The organism is Kitasatospora sp. NPDC001159 (assembly GCF_053598235.1).
Window position 1 is genome coordinate 1 of sequence record NZ_JBSFJV010000022.1, and the last position, 13,511, is coordinate 13,511.

Annotated in this window: 15 protein-coding genes and 3 pseudogenes; 11 read left to right on the plus strand and 7 right to left on the minus strand. The window is 71.0% G+C overall.

Annotated features, from left to right (window positions below; translation table 11 throughout):
• Window positions 1–164: 164 nt before the first annotated feature.
• Genes ACWC9T_RS14120 through ACWC9T_RS14130 form a run of 3 tightly spaced genes read left to right on the plus strand, consistent with a single transcriptional unit; the run spans window position 165 to window position 1,813 of the window.
• Window positions 165–332, plus strand: coding sequence for a hypothetical protein (locus ACWC9T_RS14120; protein ID WP_181799220.1), 168 nt, complete (start codon window positions 165–167; stop codon window positions 330–332).
• A 46-nt stretch (window positions 333–378) separates the two neighbouring features.
• A complete protein-coding gene (locus ACWC9T_RS14125) occupies window positions 379–1,089 on the plus strand; it encodes a class I SAM-dependent methyltransferase (protein WP_449821305.1) in 711 nt (236 codons plus the stop codon).
• Between the two features lie 19 nt (window positions 1,090–1,108).
• Window positions 1,109–1,813 carry a hypothetical protein gene (locus ACWC9T_RS14130; RefSeq protein ID WP_449821306.1) on the plus strand — a complete coding sequence of 235 codons (705 nt, stop codon included), beginning with the start codon at window positions 1,109–1,111 and terminating at the stop codon, window positions 1,811–1,813.
• Between the two features lie 27 nt (window positions 1,814–1,840).
• Here the strand turns inward: ACWC9T_RS14130 and ACWC9T_RS14135 are convergent.
• Window positions 1,841–2,098 (minus strand): annotated as a pseudogene (locus ACWC9T_RS14135) (ornithine carbamoyltransferase); the annotation flags it as partial.
• Between the two features lie 4 nt (window positions 2,099–2,102).
• On the opposite strand from ACWC9T_RS14135, the gene ACWC9T_RS14140 reads away from it, so the two are divergent.
• The 3 genes from ACWC9T_RS14140 to ACWC9T_RS14150 all read left to right on the plus strand — a co-directional run bounded on the left by ACWC9T_RS14140 (window position 2,103) and on the right by ACWC9T_RS14150 (window position 4,329).
• Window positions 2,103–2,270, plus strand: a complete 168-nt coding sequence (locus ACWC9T_RS14140; RefSeq protein WP_449821307.1) for a hypothetical protein — start codon at window positions 2,103–2,105, stop codon at window positions 2,268–2,270.
• Between the two features lie 149 nt (window positions 2,271–2,419).
• Window positions 2,420–3,580 carry a glycosyltransferase gene (locus ACWC9T_RS14145; protein ID WP_449821308.1) on the plus strand — a complete coding sequence of 387 codons (1,161 nt, stop codon included), beginning with the start codon at window positions 2,420–2,422 and terminating at the stop codon, window positions 3,578–3,580.
• On the plus strand, window positions 3,577–4,329 hold the full coding sequence (locus tag ACWC9T_RS14150) for a polysaccharide deacetylase family protein (protein ID WP_449821309.1): 753 nt from the start codon (window positions 3,577–3,579) through the stop codon (window positions 4,327–4,329). The genes ACWC9T_RS14145 and ACWC9T_RS14150 overlap by 4 nt, the downstream gene beginning before the upstream one ends.
• A 196-nt stretch (window positions 4,330–4,525) precedes the next feature.
• Here ACWC9T_RS14150 and ACWC9T_RS14155 read toward each other — a convergent pair.
• A pseudogene (locus ACWC9T_RS14155) lies at window positions 4,526–5,128 on the minus strand (cation:proton antiporter domain-containing protein); the annotation flags it as partial.
• A 595-nt stretch (window positions 5,129–5,723) separates the two neighbouring features.
• On the opposite strand from ACWC9T_RS14155, the gene ACWC9T_RS14160 reads away from it, so the two are divergent.
• Window positions 5,724–5,978: a hypothetical protein gene (locus ACWC9T_RS14160; RefSeq protein ID WP_449821310.1), complete on the plus strand. Its 255-nt coding sequence runs from the start codon at window positions 5,724–5,726 to the stop codon at window positions 5,976–5,978.
• A 328-nt stretch (window positions 5,979–6,306) separates the two neighbouring features.
• Here ACWC9T_RS14160 and ACWC9T_RS14165 read toward each other — a convergent pair whose 3' ends face one another.
• Both ACWC9T_RS14165 and ACWC9T_RS14170 read right to left on the minus strand, forming a co-directional pair.
• On the minus strand, window positions 6,307–6,735 hold the full coding sequence (locus tag ACWC9T_RS14165) for an ABC transporter ATP-binding protein (RefSeq protein ID WP_449821396.1): 429 nt from the start codon (window positions 6,733–6,735) through the stop codon (window positions 6,307–6,309).
• A gap of 321 nt (window positions 6,736–7,056) precedes the next feature.
• Window positions 7,057–7,494 (minus strand): MarR family winged helix-turn-helix transcriptional regulator, encoded by a 438-nt coding sequence (locus ACWC9T_RS14170; protein ID WP_449821311.1) that lies wholly within the window; start codon window positions 7,492–7,494, stop codon window positions 7,057–7,059.
• Window positions 7,495–7,588: 94 nt separating this feature from the next.
• Here ACWC9T_RS14170 and ACWC9T_RS14175 point away from each other — a divergent pair, with 94 nt between their 5' ends.
• Complete coding sequence (locus ACWC9T_RS14175) at window positions 7,589–8,386, plus strand: alpha/beta fold hydrolase (RefSeq protein WP_449821312.1); 798 nt, start codon at window positions 7,589–7,591, stop codon at window positions 8,384–8,386.
• 35 nt (window positions 8,387–8,421) lie between these two features.
• Here the strand turns inward: ACWC9T_RS14175 and ACWC9T_RS14180 are convergent, their stop codons facing one another.
• Entirely contained in the window at window positions 8,422–9,270 is an 849-nt protein-coding gene (locus tag ACWC9T_RS14180) for a helix-turn-helix transcriptional regulator (protein WP_449821397.1), read from the minus strand.
• An 85-nt stretch (window positions 9,271–9,355) separates the two neighbouring features.
• Between ACWC9T_RS14180 and ACWC9T_RS14185 the strand changes: the two are divergent.
• The 3 genes and pseudogenes from ACWC9T_RS14185 to ACWC9T_RS14195 form a co-directional block, all read left to right on the plus strand.
• Window positions 9,356–10,128, plus strand: a pseudogene (locus ACWC9T_RS14185) (SDR family NAD(P)-dependent oxidoreductase); the annotation flags it as partial.
• Between the two features lie 402 nt (window positions 10,129–10,530).
• Window positions 10,531–11,781: a site-specific integrase gene (locus tag ACWC9T_RS14190; protein ID WP_449821398.1), complete on the plus strand. Its 1,251-nt coding sequence runs from the start codon at window positions 10,531–10,533 to the stop codon at window positions 11,779–11,781.
• A gap of 138 nt (window positions 11,782–11,919) precedes the next feature.
• The gene (locus ACWC9T_RS14195; protein ID WP_449821313.1) at window positions 11,920–12,672 is read left to right on the plus strand and encodes a LuxR C-terminal-related transcriptional regulator; all 753 of its coding nucleotides are present in this window, start codon (window positions 11,920–11,922) and stop codon (window positions 12,670–12,672) included.
• Window positions 12,673–12,709: 37 nt separating this feature from the next.
• Here the strand turns inward: ACWC9T_RS14195 and ACWC9T_RS14200 are convergent, their stop codons facing one another.
• Together ACWC9T_RS14200 and ACWC9T_RS14205 are read right to left on the minus strand one after the other, a co-directional pair.
• Window positions 12,710–12,958: a hypothetical protein gene (locus ACWC9T_RS14200; RefSeq protein WP_449821314.1), complete on the minus strand. Its 249-nt coding sequence runs from the start codon at window positions 12,956–12,958 to the stop codon at window positions 12,710–12,712.
• Window positions 12,959–13,187: 229 nt separating this feature from the next.
• The gene (locus ACWC9T_RS14205; protein ID WP_449821315.1) at window positions 13,188–13,457 is read right to left on the minus strand and encodes a hypothetical protein; all 270 of its coding nucleotides are present in this window, start codon (window positions 13,455–13,457) and stop codon (window positions 13,188–13,190) included.
• Window positions 13,458–13,511: the final 54 nt, after the last annotated feature.

Here is a 13,511-nt window from a genome sequence, read left to right on the forward strand (position 1 = left end):
GCCGAGGACGAGCACACAGGTGCGCGGGCCGGCCGCGTCCAGGTGGCGGTCGGCGTGCGCCGCCCCGCACCGCCACCGCGAACCACCGGTGAAGGCCACCGGCCTTCCCGAGAACGAGGAGTGGAACGATCAATACCCCAAGCCGCACCGCCCGACGGTGCACCATGACGACCGGCGACGGCGCGGTCGACCTCGCGGTGCCCTCGAGCACCGGCTACCGGATCGACGCCCACAGCAGCAGCTCCGCGCCGCAGATCGACCTGCCGAACTCCGACGGCGCGTCGGCCTCCCTCACCGTGGCCGCCTCCAACGGCGGCATCCACATTCACTGATCGGGCACCACCGCCCCACGCCGACGACCAACGTTGGAGAAGAACCATGCGCCACCCCTCCTCACCCCTGCGCGCCCCGTTCGGCAAGGCCGGCATCTGGGCCCTTGCGGGCGCCTCGGTCGCGGCAGCGGCCACCGCCTGGTGGGTGACCGACTCCGCGCCGTACCCCTACGCGCAGCACCGACTGCTCGACCTGCCACTGCCGTTCCTGTCCTGGGAGCGGCTGGCCGAGCAGCTCCAGCCGCTGCCGGGCGAGCGGATGCTGGAGATCGGTCCCGGCACCGGGCTGCAGTCGCTCCAGGTGGCGCCCCGGCTCGGCACCGACGGCCGGCTGGACATCGTCGACATCCAGCAGGAGATGCTCGACCACGTGATGCGCCGGGCCGCCGGATCCGGCCTCGACACCATCGTCCCCACCCTGGCCGACGCGCGCGAACTCCCCTTCGATGACGCCACGTTCGACGCCGCCTACCTGGTCACCGCGCTGGGCGAGATCCCGGACGTCCCCGCCGCCCTGAGCGAGCTGCGCCGGGTCCTCAAGCCGACCGGTCGCCTGGTCGTCGGCGAGTTCTTCGACCGCCACCAGATCCGCCCGGCGACCCTGGCCCGGCACGCCAACGCCGTCGGCCTGCACGTCATCCGGCAGTCCGGACCGGACCTGGCCTACTTCGCGCTGCTGCGGCCGTGCACCTCGGGCTCCGACGGCCGGCCGCACGCCGGTGCCGCGGACCGGTGTGCGGCCACCATCGACTCCTGATCGGGACTGGAGGACCGTCGTGAACAATCCCGGCATCCGGCGCGCGGCCGAGAGCGAGTGGGGCCTGCTCTACCGCCGGGCGCGCGCCCGGCTGCGGGCCAGGGGCGCCGCCGCACTGACCCTCACCGTGGTCTCCAGCTGCCTGGTGCTGCTGTTCGCGGCGGTCGACGAGTTCCCGAGCGGAGCGGCCTTCGTCTCCCGGATAGGCGTGGTCCGGGCCACCGAGCCGTGGGACGTCGCGCTGCTGCGCTTCCCGGTCTCGATATTCGTGCCGGCCCTGGGCCTGCCGGTCTGGGGGGCGCTGGCCCAGGTGTTCGTGGTCTTCGCGATCGCCGAGCTGACCCTCGGCCCGTGGCGCACGCTCGCCGTCGGGTACGCCTGCTCGCTGGTGGGCACCTGCTACGCGCGCTTCGGGGTGTCCCGGCCGCCCGGCCACCTGCTCCACCTGCCCGCCGCATTCGCCCAGGTCCGGGACACCGGGCCGTCGGCGGCCGTGATCGGGCTGGGCCTGCTGGTCGCCTGGCGGTTCGGGGCGCGCTGGACCGCGCTGGGCGTGGTGCTGCTGACGGCCGCGATCACGGCGGTGGACCCGGAGTTGGCGGGTTACGAACACATGGCCGCGCTGGTGACCGCCGCCTTGCTGCTGCTCGCGGACGGGGTCGCCCGCAGGCTGGCCGCCCGCGGTGCGCACGGCTCCGCCGCCGTGGCACCCCGGCCGCGGTGACCTGACCGGCGACCGGGGCGGCGACGCTCACGCCCGGCCGGCTGGCTCGCCCCGACCGCACAGGCACCACTCGAGCACCGCCATGGCGCTGTGCAGCTTGTGACCGGCCTGCCAGAACGCGATGCTGGACGGGCCGTCGAGCACATCGGCGGTGACCTCCTCGCCGCGGTGGGCGGGCAGGTCGTGCATGAAGACCGCCGCCGGGTAGCGGGCCATCAGCTCGGCGTTGACCTGGAAGGGCGCGAAGACCTCCCGCCAGTTCGGGTCGGGCTTGCTGGTGCCGGTGAACGTGACCGCCAAGGACGGCGCGGTGGACCTCTCCGTCCCCTCAGCCGCCGGCTACGACGTCACCACCCGCAACACGGGCACGACACCGCAGGTCGATGTGCCGAACGATCGCAACGCGGCCCATTCCCTGACCGTGACCACCGCCAGTGGCGGCATCCGCATCCACTGACGGCCCCACCCGCCAGGACGACGCACACCGGGGAGACGTCCCCTTGCCGGACGGCAACGCGCCCTGGCGCGTTGCCGGGCCGCTTCACATTGACGCGCTTAGCCGCGCCGAAAGGACTTCAGATGGCATCACCACCGAGGCGAATCGTCGTGATCTCGGCCGAGATCGGAGCCGGTCACGACGGGGCGGCCGACGAACTGTCCCGCCGCCTGACGGATGCCGGCTACGAGGTCGATCGCCATGACTTCCTCAATCTGCTGTCGCCGCGCCTCGGCCGAGTGCTTCGCAACGCCTATGCCTTCGAACTGCACGCCGCCCCATGGGCATGGGGGTGGATGTTGAGCGCCCTGGAACGGCACGGCCGCCTCGGACGTGCCGTCGGCGGGATGTTCGCGCGGCTGGCCGCCCGCCGCACCGTCGCGGTGACGGGTCCGGACACCGCTGCGGTGGTCTCCACCTACCCGTTGGCCAGCCAGGCGCTCGGAAGACTGCGCCGCACCGGGCGACTGACCGCCCCGGTGGCCACCTTCCTCACTGACATGTCCGTCCACCCGCTCTGGGTCGCCGACGGAGTCGACCTCCACCTCGCCCTGCACCCCGTCGCATCCGCCGAGGCCGACCGTCGCGGAGCGGCTGAAGTCGTCGTCTCCGGACCACTCGTGCCGCCCGCGTTCCGCCCGTCCTCGAGTGAGGAGGAGCGCCGCAGCGAGCGTGCCCGCCTTGGACTGCCGATAGGCCCTCAACTGGCCCTGGTGGTAGCCGGTTCATGGGGCGTGGGAGACGTGGAGAAGACGGCTCGGGAGATCGCCGTCACCCGCCTTGCGATACCCGTCATCGCCTGCGGTGGCAACACCGCTCTGCGCGACCACCTGCTCGAGACCGGTGTCGGTGTGCCGCTTGGCTGGGTCAGCGACATGCCCGCGTTGCTGCGTAGCGCCGATGTCGTCGTCCAGAACGCCGGTGGCCTCACCTCCCTGGAGGCGATGGCAAGCGGTGTCCCCGTGGTGAGTTACCGATGCCTGCCTGGTCACGGAGTCAGCAATGCGGCCGCGCTCAACGAGGCCGGGCTCGCGGTGTGGATCCGCGACAAGACCGCGCTCGCCGCCACCTTGCGGGCCGTGCTCGAAGCTCCCGGCCGGTGGGCGACCGGCCCCCTGAAGGCGTTCTCCGCCTGGCCGACACCCGACCACACCATCGCACGGCTCGTGAACCCGTGCCCCATCCCCGGGCACACCGGCCCCGGCCAGCTGGCTCAGCTCGTACCGTTCGCACCGGAGCCGCCCGCACTCAGCCTGAACGCCGCCGAGTGAACCGCCCACCCACCACCGCCAGCCGTGCTCTGACCGTCTCCGCCACCGTGGTCGCCGGCGCCATCGCGGCACACAGCCTGCCCGCCCTCACTGCGGTGGGCCCGCTGCGCCCTTACCTCGCCCCCTGCCTCAGCGGCCTGGGCCAGCCAGGTCATGTGGCCCTCACCTTCGACGACGGCCCGGATCCCCGCTCCACACCACTCTTCCTGGCAGAGCTGGAACGCGCAGGCGTCCAGGCGACGTTCTTCCTACTCGGCCGGATGCTCCTCCGGGCCCCATCGATCGGTCGCGACCTCGTCGAGGCCGGCCACGAGGTCGCCGTCCACGGCTACCGGCATCATCCGATGCTGCTCCGCTCCCCACACTACGCCTGGGACGACGTCCGCCGCGCCCGAGACCTCGTCGCCGACCTGACCGGGACCGCACCACGCTGGTACCGCCCGCCATACGGAGTGTTCAGTCTCTCCGCACTCTCAGCCGCCCGACGGTTGGGGCTGACTCCTGTCCTCTGGAGCCACTGGGGTCGCGACTGGACTGCCAGGGCCACCCCCGAATCCGTGCTACGGACCGTCACCCGATCCCCACTTGACGGAGGCACCGTCCTCTTGCACGACTCCGACGTCACCTCCGCTCCCGGCTCCTGGCGGGCCACCCTCGGCGCACTGCCCCGGCTCCTGGAGCGCTGTGCCCGAGAAGGACTGGCGGTCGGCCCGCTGCGCGACCACCTTCCAGCGAGAGCCCGCCCGTAAACCCCTAAACGAACCGACCGGGGCGCCACCTCTTCAGGCGGCGCCCCGGTCAGCCATTTCCAGGCGGAGAATCAGCAGGAGTCCCTGTCCTTGTACGCCGGGATTGCGAGGTCGGCAGGCGGATAGACAAACGTAGTCACGCCGGGCTGAATGCAAAAGTGAAGGATCATATCCGAGCCGATCTCCTCGACGACTGGAGTGGCCACAGGCTGATGCCCGCGGGCAGGTCCCGGACCAGCGTGGGCAGTTCCAGGCCGACGACCGAGAAGACGACGCTCTCCAGCAGGAACACCACCACGGCGTACACGGCGCCCAGCTGGAGGCGGATGTGGGCGTCGGTGAGGCGGTGGCCGGAGCGGCCGAGCAGCACCCCTGCGACCACGACCGCGGTGACGCCCGAGGTGTGCACGGATTCGGCCAGCACGTAGGCGGCGTACGGAGTGACCAGCGCGACCACCGTCTCCAGCACCGGGTCGGTGGTGCGGCGGCGCACCAGCCACACCAGGCCTGCGATGGCGGCGCCGACCAGGCTGCCGCCGCCCCCGAGCAGCAGGAACTCCCCACCGGCCGCCGGCACGCTCACCGAGGTGCCGACCACCACGGCGATGCCGACGGCCACCTTGAACAGCACCAGCGAGGTGGCGTCGTTGAACAGGCTCTCCGCCTGCACCAGCACCTGGACGCGCCCCGGCAGCGCCAGCCGGCGCCCGAGCGCCGTGACGGCCACCGGGTCGGTGCTGGACAGCACGGCACCCAGCACGAAGATCATCGCGGGCGGCAGCCCGGCGACGGTGACCGCCGTGAAGCGCGCGCGCGAAGTAGAGGTCGGCCGAGCGCACCACCTGCGGGGCGGCCTGGTGTCCGATCACGTCCGTGCCGTCGCGGGCGCCGCCCAGAACGGTGGCGGTCGCCGTGCCGGCGCCGAGCAGCGCCACCAGGCACAGCCCGGCCAGCCCACGCACCAGGCGCGGGGTGTTCCACCACGCCCGGGTGCGCCAGAAACGGCCGAGCCGGTGATCGGGGGCACGCAGCGCAGGAAGTGGCACGGCCGTCTCCGGTCGCGCCGTCTCCGACGCGACCGATTTCTCCACGACTGCCGTACCGCTCGATCTTCCCGCTGGCATCGCCGCGTGCCCCTCCCCCTGTTTTTCACACTGGCCGCGCTTCAACGACCGCGCCCGCCGAGCCCTCGAAGACCAGGCCGACCACCACTTCCTCGGCCTCGCCATCCCCGCCCACGGCTACGTCTTCCAACGCCACGGTCGCCCGCTCGACCCCCACTACGTCCTCAACCGCTTCCACAAGCTCTGCGACCAGGCCGCGTCCCCCGCATCGCCGTCCACGACCTGCGCCACCTCGCCACCACCCTCGCCCTCGACGCCGGCGTCCCGTTCGTGGTCGTCTCCAAGACCCTGCGCCACCGCACGCTGTCGACCACCGCGAACATCTACAGCCACCTCACCCGCCAAGCAGCCCGCGAAGCCGTCGACGCCATCGCCCGCCTCCTCGACAGCGCCGAACTCGCCCTCCACACCACCCAACGCGCAGAGAGGCCAAGGAACCTGATCGACCAGTTCCGCGACCACCTCGCCGGCCGCCGACGCAGGAACCACCACCAACACGCAGCTCAGGCGCCCATCCCGCTGTGATCGGACGCGACCACCATGCGACCACCAGCTGACCAAACGCCAGAATGGCCGCTCCCGCCAGAAGCGGAAACGGCCTACGACCTGCGGCTATGCAAGTCGGGACGACAGGATTTGAACCTGCGACCCCTTGACCCCCAGCGGTCGAAAGGGGGTGATGGTCCGTCCGCTCAGTCTAGAACTCGCAGGTCAGGGCCTACGGCGTCCAGCACACGTGACGCCCAATGCCGCCTCATGACATCCAGTCCGTGAGAGGCGCGTGAGAGGTGGCAAACGTGTCGCGTAGCGCGAGAGGGTGCCGATCGGGTCAGGAACGGCGCGCTGATTCAGATCAGGAGAGGGCCAGTCGACCGTCGTTGACCCTCACTATGCGGTCGCAGGCTGCTGCGACTCCGTCGTCGTGGGTGGCGATCACTACGGTTGTGCCGTGCTCCGCGGCCAGCTTCAGCATCAGCTCGGTGATCTGTGCGCCGGTGGTGGAGTCCAGGCTGCCGGTGGGCTCGTCCGCGAGCAGCAGCCGGGGCCGGACGGCCAAGGCCCGGGCGAGCGCCACCCGCTGTTGCTGGCCGCCGGACAGCTGGTCGGGGTGCGCGTGTTCGCGGCCTTCGAGACCGACTGCCGTGAGCAGTCCGCGGGCACGCTCGCGGGCCTGCCGGTCAGGACGTCCTTCACCGCCAGCGGACGGCAGGTCATGGGATAGACCTGCAGCTGGGCCAGGGCCAGGCCGGTGGCGTGCTCCGCGGCGGCAAGCAGGTGGAATCCTGCGGCCCTTTCACCCTGGCGGCGCCGTGCAGGCTTTTGCCGTCCACGGACCCGCCGGGCAGCTCGGCGGCGTCGCATTCCCCGAGCTCACCCTCCGACACCTCGGCCGCGACCCATAGCCGGACAAGCCACTGTCCGAACACGAACTCGTTCCCGATCACGCCCACGCAGGGACGCCCAGGGAGCCGTGGTGCTCTCGCGCCACGTCCGCGTGAAGGACAGACCCGGCTCGAAACGCGCAGCCGACACGGCCCGGACAGATCCCAGGACGCTCATGACCCCGATGGCGTCCCGGTCCCGGCCACCGACCGATGCGTGGCTACGGGTGCGCGGCACCGCCCGCCGGGTCGGAGCCGAGAGCCTTGTCCAGCAGTGCGCCCAGTTGGTCGAGTTCGGTGGCCGAGAGGTTCTGGAACGAGGACGTGAGCAGGGCATCCGCGATGGCCTGGCCTTCTGCGCGCAGTCGCGCGCCCTCCTCCGTGATCCGGTGCCTCACCGCGCGACCCGGCCCGGGAAGTCGCTCGATCAGCCCTCGGTCGACCATGCGGCCCGCTAGCGAACCGAAGGACTGATCGGTCTGGAAGGTCAGCACCGCCAGGTCGTGCAGGGAGGCGTCCGGGTTCTCGTGCAGGTGGCGCAAGGTGTCCCACTGCACGAGGGAGAGCCCGAGGGGCGCCAATGCACGGTTGAGGGCTCGGTGGTGCCGGTGCTGGAGCCGCTTGACCGCAAGGCCCACCTCGGCGGGGCGGTGTCTCATACCCCCCAGCCTATCCCATTGACTCAACCTGCTTACATAAGCATGCTTATATAAGCTTCCTTGCTCATTGCGCAGGCTGTCTCTGGAGGACTTGATGACCACCCCTGTTCCGACCGACACTCTCCCGCCCACCCGCACCGAGACCCACCGGCTCGACGTCGCCTCGGCGGGCACCGTCGAACTGACCGTCCAGGATCGCGACGGCACCCACCCGTTTCTGCTGCTGCACGGCGGAGGTGGAGTGCCGACGATGGCGGGCTTCGCCGACCTGCTCGCCGAGCGCACCCGCAGGCGGGTCCTGCTTCCCACCCACCCCGGCTTCGGCGGCACCCCGAGGGCAACAGGCCTGACCGGCGTCGCCGAACTGGCCGAGATGTACGTCCGACTGCTGGACACCCTCGACCTCACCGACGTGACCCTGATCGGCAACTCCTTCGGCGGCTGGCTGGCAGCCGAGATCGCCCTCCGGGCCGGCCACCGGGTCAGCGACGCGGTCATCGTCGACGGCATCGGCATCCAGGTCGACGGCCACCCGATGACCGACGTCCGCGGCATGTCGGTGGCCGAGATCCAGACGTACTCGTTCCACGACCCGAGCAGGGCACCGCGGCCACCGGCCGGCGGCACCGGGCCGAGCCCGGACGTGCGGGCCCTGGTCGGCTACGCCGGCCCCGCGATGACCGACCCGACCCTGCTCCGGCGGCTCGGCGAACTCGCTCTCCCGGTACACGTGTTGTGGGGCGAGAGCGACTGCATCGTCGACCCCGACTACGGGAAGGCCTACGCGGCTGCGATCCCGGGCGCCACCTTCACGCTGCTGCCCCGCACCGGCCACCTGCCCCAGGTCGAGACGCCCGAGGAACTGCTCAACGCGGTCCTCGGACTCCGCTGACCCCACCGGACGGACCTGACCGACCGACGGCGAGCTCACCCGCTGCCGACACTCTCGGGGCCAAGGACGTTCAACAGCGCCATGGCTTCGGCACTGGGCGATCCCGCCGGTGCGGTGTACAGCACGAGGTGCTGATCGGAGTCGGTGAGGTCGAGGGAGTCGCAGTCGACAGTGATCTCTCCGACGGCCGGGTGCCGGAACGACTTCGTGAGCATCGGCGCCGCCTGAGGGTCCTGCCGCTCCCAGAGCCGGGCGAACTCGGCGCTGCCGTCGAGCAGTTCCTCAACGAGGCTGGCCACCGCCGGGTCTGCGGGATATCGGGCGAGGGCAGTCCGCAGCCGCATGACGACGTGGTGCCGGAACTCAGCCGCGTCGGAGACGCCGTACAGCGGGGCGCGGGCGCGGCCGGGCCCGACGAACGCCTTCCGGGCCAGGTTGCGCTGCTCCGGACCGAGTCGGGCGAAGTCCTCCATGAGCGCCGTTGCGAGGTCGTTCCACGCGAGTACCTCGAACACAGCGGACGTCACGAACGCGGCGGTCTGCGGGAGCCGTTCGAGGAGCGTGAGAATGCTCGGGCGGACCTCTCGGCAATGCCGTCCGGTCCGGATCGGCGAGGTGCCTGCCAGGACATGGAGGTGGTCGGACTCGCTCTCGCTGAGCCGCAGCGCTCCTGCGCTTCCCGCGAGGACCTCACCTGACGGGCGTGGCGCCCGGCCCTGTTCAAGCCGCACGTAATACTCCGTGGAGATGTGCGCGAGGACCGCGACCTCCTCCCGGCGCAGCCCGGGGGTTCTGCGCCGCGGACCCGAGGGAAGGCCGACGTCCTCAGGTCGCAGACGCTCGCGTCGGTTGCGGAGGAACGCCCCGAGTTCCTTTTTGTGCATGCCCCCAGTGTGCGCGCCTCGGGGCGGCGGATCCTGGTACTGCTTGTGCCTGCCTACGGATTCCGGGCCGGTCGATGCTGTCAGCATGACGTACGAAACCACCACCGCCCCCATCGGCCTTCTCACTGGCAAGGTCGTGTTCATCACCGGCGCCGGCCGCGGCATCGGCGCGGCAGCGGCTCGGCTGTTCACCCGCGAGGGCGCCGCCGTGGTGCTCGCCGCCCGCAGCACCGACGCCCTCGACCGCCTGGTTACCGGGATCCGCGCCGAGGGCGGCGTCGCCGACGCCGTACCGGTGGACCTCGCCGACCGTGCGAGCATCCGCGCCGCCGTCGACCGCGTCGAGGAACTGCACGGACGCCTCGACGGCGCCTTCAACAACGGCGCGGTCATCCAGCAGCCCGGGGCGCTCGACACCACGAGCGACGAGGACGTCGAGGAGCAGTTCGCGGTGAACTTCCGGGCCCACTGGACCGCCATGACGGCCGAGGCCGCGCTGATGCGCCGCAACGGCGGCGGGGCGATCGTGAACACCTCGAGCATCGGCAGCCGCCGGGCGAACCCTGCCCTTCCCGCATACGGCGCCATGAAGCGCGCGCTCAACAGCATCACCGAGACCGCCGCCGTGACCTGGGCCCCCAGAGCATCCGGGTGAACGGCATCACCCCCGGCGGCACCGCCACGCAGATGATCGACACCTGGGAGGCGGCGACCGCCGGCGTCGTCGCGCGGATCAATGCGTCGATCCCGCTCTGCCGGATGGCCGAGCCCCTCGAGGTCGCCGAAGCCGCCGCCTGGCTGCTCAGCGACCGCGCGTCGATGGTCACCGGCGCCATCCTGCCGGTCGACGGCGGAGCCGCGCCTGACCCGCCCACTTGGGTGACGCTTGACCTTGCCCTTGAAGCCCGGGAACTCACCCAGCCAGGGCGGCTCGGATCGGTGATCGCGTTGAAAACGCCCACTGGCATACCCGTGCCGCATCGGTGGCATTCCGCCGGCCCCGTCGGCAGCCCGGCAAAGCTGCCAGCTTCCGTCGATCAGCTGCGGCACATCGCCGATCGACCGCCGAATTGCCCGGCCGCCAGGCGATGTGTGCCCTGCCGCCGGACGGGTGCATTCGGTCTACACACCCCGGATCCGTGCCCCCGTCGCGAGCTTCGCGCGCTCGCCGCACGCCTCGCCCGCCGCTCCTCGACTCCCAAGGAATCGGCGGCGGGTGGGCACTTGTCGATTCAGGATCACCTGAGCGAAGGAGTCTTGATGACCGACAGTCCGCTCGCCGCGCGGGGCCGTGTCTACCGCCGCTGTGGTTGCCGCGACGAGAGTCGACGGCAGTTGGGAGCGTCCTGCCCACGATTGAACGCGGAGGAAGGGCACGGTAGTTGGGCGTACGCCGTTGACCTGCCGGGGCTGGAGGAGGACCGAAAGACCCGCCGCCGCAGCGGATACCGCTCACGGGAGGACGCCCAGCACCAACTGGAGCTGGCACTGGGCGCGGAGCGAACCGGGGTGTTCGAAGACCCGAAGATCACCGTCGGCGCCTACCTGCTGGAGTGGCTCGCGTTGAAGGAGAAGACCCTCAAGGCTTCCACCTACGCGAACTACCGGGCGTACGTCCACAACGATCTGCTGCCCGCCTTCGGCTGGATGCGGCTTGTCGACCTGAAGGACCGGCACATCGAGAAGTGGAGTACCGACCAGCGCGCCGCCGGGCGCGGGCAGGTCACCGTCTACCGGGCCGGCGCGACCCTGCGCAGCGCACTCGGCCAGGCCGTGCGCGGCAAGCGCCTGACCTACAACCCGGCCCGGCGGGCGATCACGGCGCGGCCGGCCTCGCCCGAGCGCCTGTGCTGGACCCCGCTGCAGGCCGCCGCGTTCCTCCGCCACAACGCCCGGCACTACGCGGACCAGCTGGGGGACCTGTTCGAGGTGATCCTTGGGACCGGTCTGCGGCGCGGTGAGGCACTGGGCCTGCACTGGACGGACGTGCACTTCATGGAGCGCAAGATGTACGTCCGCTGGACCCTGTCCGCGGTCAACAACAACGAGCTGCACCTGGGGCCGCCGAAGACCAAGGCGAGCCTGAACTGGGTCAGCCTCAATGCGCGGGCCATGGACGCCCTGCGGCGACAGGCCGACCACCAGCAGTCGCTGCTCCCGCCGGGCGCGCCGTTGGAGGGACTGGTCTTCGCCGGGGTGGACGGCGCGCCGCTGCGGCCCCAGCACGTGCTGAAGGAGCTGCGCCGGCGCTCGGCCGAGATCGGGCTGCCGCGGATCGGGGTGCACGACCTGCGGCACACCGCGGCCACCATCATGATCACCTCCGGTGTGCCCATGGCGGTGGTCTCCAAGACCCTGCGGCACTCCACCCTGGCCACGACCATCAACATCTACGGGCACCTGCTCAAGTACGCCGCGGACGAGGCGGTCCACGCCCTGGCCGACGCCCTCGCGCTTGCCGAGGCCGACCTCGAATCGGGCCGCCCCGACCGCTTCGGACGCGCCGCCTAACCACGGAGGTCCCGGCTTTCGGGCGCCATCGCTTCTCTCGTACCGGGCTTGGAGCCGGACCGGACACGGCGGGCTCCAAGCCCGAAGCGTTGTGCCACTCTCCCGGGTTCGCGATCCCGTCCGGACCCGTTCCTGGTCATGGAACGACTGGTCGAGTCCAGGCTCACCGAGCTCCAGGCGGAGATCCAGCGCGTCATTTCGTCCCGGCACGTGGTCAACGTCCTGCTCGACGACCAGCGGGACGGCCGGCGGCAGTCCCCGCCGGACGGCGTGGAGCGGGTCGAGGGCGCCGACCGCGTCCGGGCCCGCATCGACGAACTGGCCTTCTTCGCCCACCACGAGCTGCTCTCCGTCCAGCCGAACGGCCCGCTGTCCACCGCCGCCATCGAAGGCGCGCAGGAGGCCGACGTACGGGCGCTGCGCCGCGGTCTGGCCATGCGGACGATCATGCGGACCGATGCCCTTTACGACCCTCAAACAGCCGAGTACCTCACCGAGTTGAGTACGCGGGGTGCGCGCATCCGCACTCTGGACGGCCCGTTGGAGCGCATGCTGATCTTCGACCGGAGAACCGCACTGGTGCCGATCGACCCCCAGGAGAGCGGCCGCGGGGCGCTGATCGTCCACCAGCCGGGGATGATCTCCAGCCTCATCACCCTCTTCGAGCGGTTCTGGATGGCCGCCGAGGACCTTGGCCAGGAGCACCTGAGCGAGATCGAACGGCAGGTGCTGAAGACCATGGTCCGGGTCGAGAAGGACGAGGCGGGCGCTCGCGAGCTGGGCATCTCCGTGCGGACCTACCGAGGTCACATCGCCCACCTCCTGCGCCGTCTGAACGCCACTCACCGCGCCCAGGGCGTGCTGGCCGCCCGCGACCGGGGGTGGCTCTGAGCTCCGCCCGCCGAGCCGGCCGCGACTGCGGGCAGCGCTAGCGTGTCCAGGTCCAGCCGCGCAGGCCGGGATCCCGGAACGCGCGGTCGACGAGCAGGCGTGCGGGGACCAGCTCGCTCTGTTCGTCGAGCAGTACGTCCAGTGTGAAACAGCCGTCGCCGATCGTCTGCTGCCACCGCCACTGCGGTGGCAGCAGGGCGACGAGCCTGATGCAGGCCGTCTCCGGCAGACGCAGGCAATCCCCTGCGGTCCGGTCGGCCGAGCCCCGAATCCTCAGAGTCACCATGGGACTTCCTCTGGTGCTGTCACCCCGCCGAACGAGGCACCGACCATACCGCTCACGATCTTGCCAGATGTTCGATCGTGTGAAGCAGTTGACTGCCTCACACTTTCGCCGGGTCGGCGGCCGTTCACCGAGATCACGCCACCCGGATCCAGGTCCGCAGACAGATCGATCGTCCCCTCGGTCAACGGCCGGGGGGACGATCAACGGCGGTGCTCTGGCGTCGGGGTGGTCAGCTGTGGTCGACGACCTCGGTCACGGTGAACCGGTTGAGGCTGTCGGGGCTCAGCCGGTGGCCCTCGACCACCAGGTACTGGTCCGCCGCCACCCGCAGCACCCGGGCATCCTTCGCGGCCGGCGCGAAGTCGGGGTGGCCGCCGCGGGCGGCCTCCAGGGCGAAGGCTCGCGCCTGCTCCAGGGACATCGGCTCGGAGGTCTTGATCTCGGCGCCGTACCGGTTCTTGGTCAGGCCGATCTCGGCCACGACGACGTGGTCGCTCATGGTTTCCTTCCATTTCTTTTCTGGGCCGGCCGGTCGGTCAGGTGCCGGCCGGTG

Excerpts from the sequence above, each read along its gene's own strand:
- ACWC9T_RS14200 (WP_449821314.1), bottom strand. The coding sequence starts at position 12,958 with ATGGTGACTCTGAGGATTCGGGGCTCGGCCGACCGGACCGCAGGGGAT.
- ACWC9T_RS14205 (WP_449821315.1), bottom strand. The coding sequence starts at position 13,457 with ATGAGCGACCACGTCGTCGTGGCCGAGATCGGCCTGACCAAGAACCGG.
- ACWC9T_RS14170 (WP_449821311.1), bottom strand. The coding sequence starts at position 7,494 with ATGAGACACCGCCCCGCCGAGGTGGGCCTTGCGGTCAAGCGGCTCCAG.
- ACWC9T_RS14180 (WP_449821397.1), bottom strand. The coding sequence starts at position 9,270 with ATGCACAAAAAGGAACTCGGGGCGTTCCTCCGCAACCGACGCGAGCGT.
- ACWC9T_RS14120 (WP_181799220.1), top strand. The coding sequence starts at position 165 with ATGACGACCGGCGACGGCGCGGTCGACCTCGCGGTGCCCTCGAGCACC.
- ACWC9T_RS14175 (WP_449821312.1), top strand. The coding sequence starts at position 7,589 with ATGACCACCCCTGTTCCGACCGACACTCTCCCGCCCACCCGCACCGAG.
- ACWC9T_RS14190 (WP_449821398.1), top strand. The coding sequence starts at position 10,531 with ATGACCGACAGTCCGCTCGCCGCGCGGGGCCGTGTCTACCGCCGCTGT.
- ACWC9T_RS14195 (WP_449821313.1), top strand. The coding sequence starts at position 11,920 with ATGGAACGACTGGTCGAGTCCAGGCTCACCGAGCTCCAGGCGGAGATC.
- ACWC9T_RS14125 (WP_449821305.1), top strand. The coding sequence starts at position 379 with ATGCGCCACCCCTCCTCACCCCTGCGCGCCCCGTTCGGCAAGGCCGGC.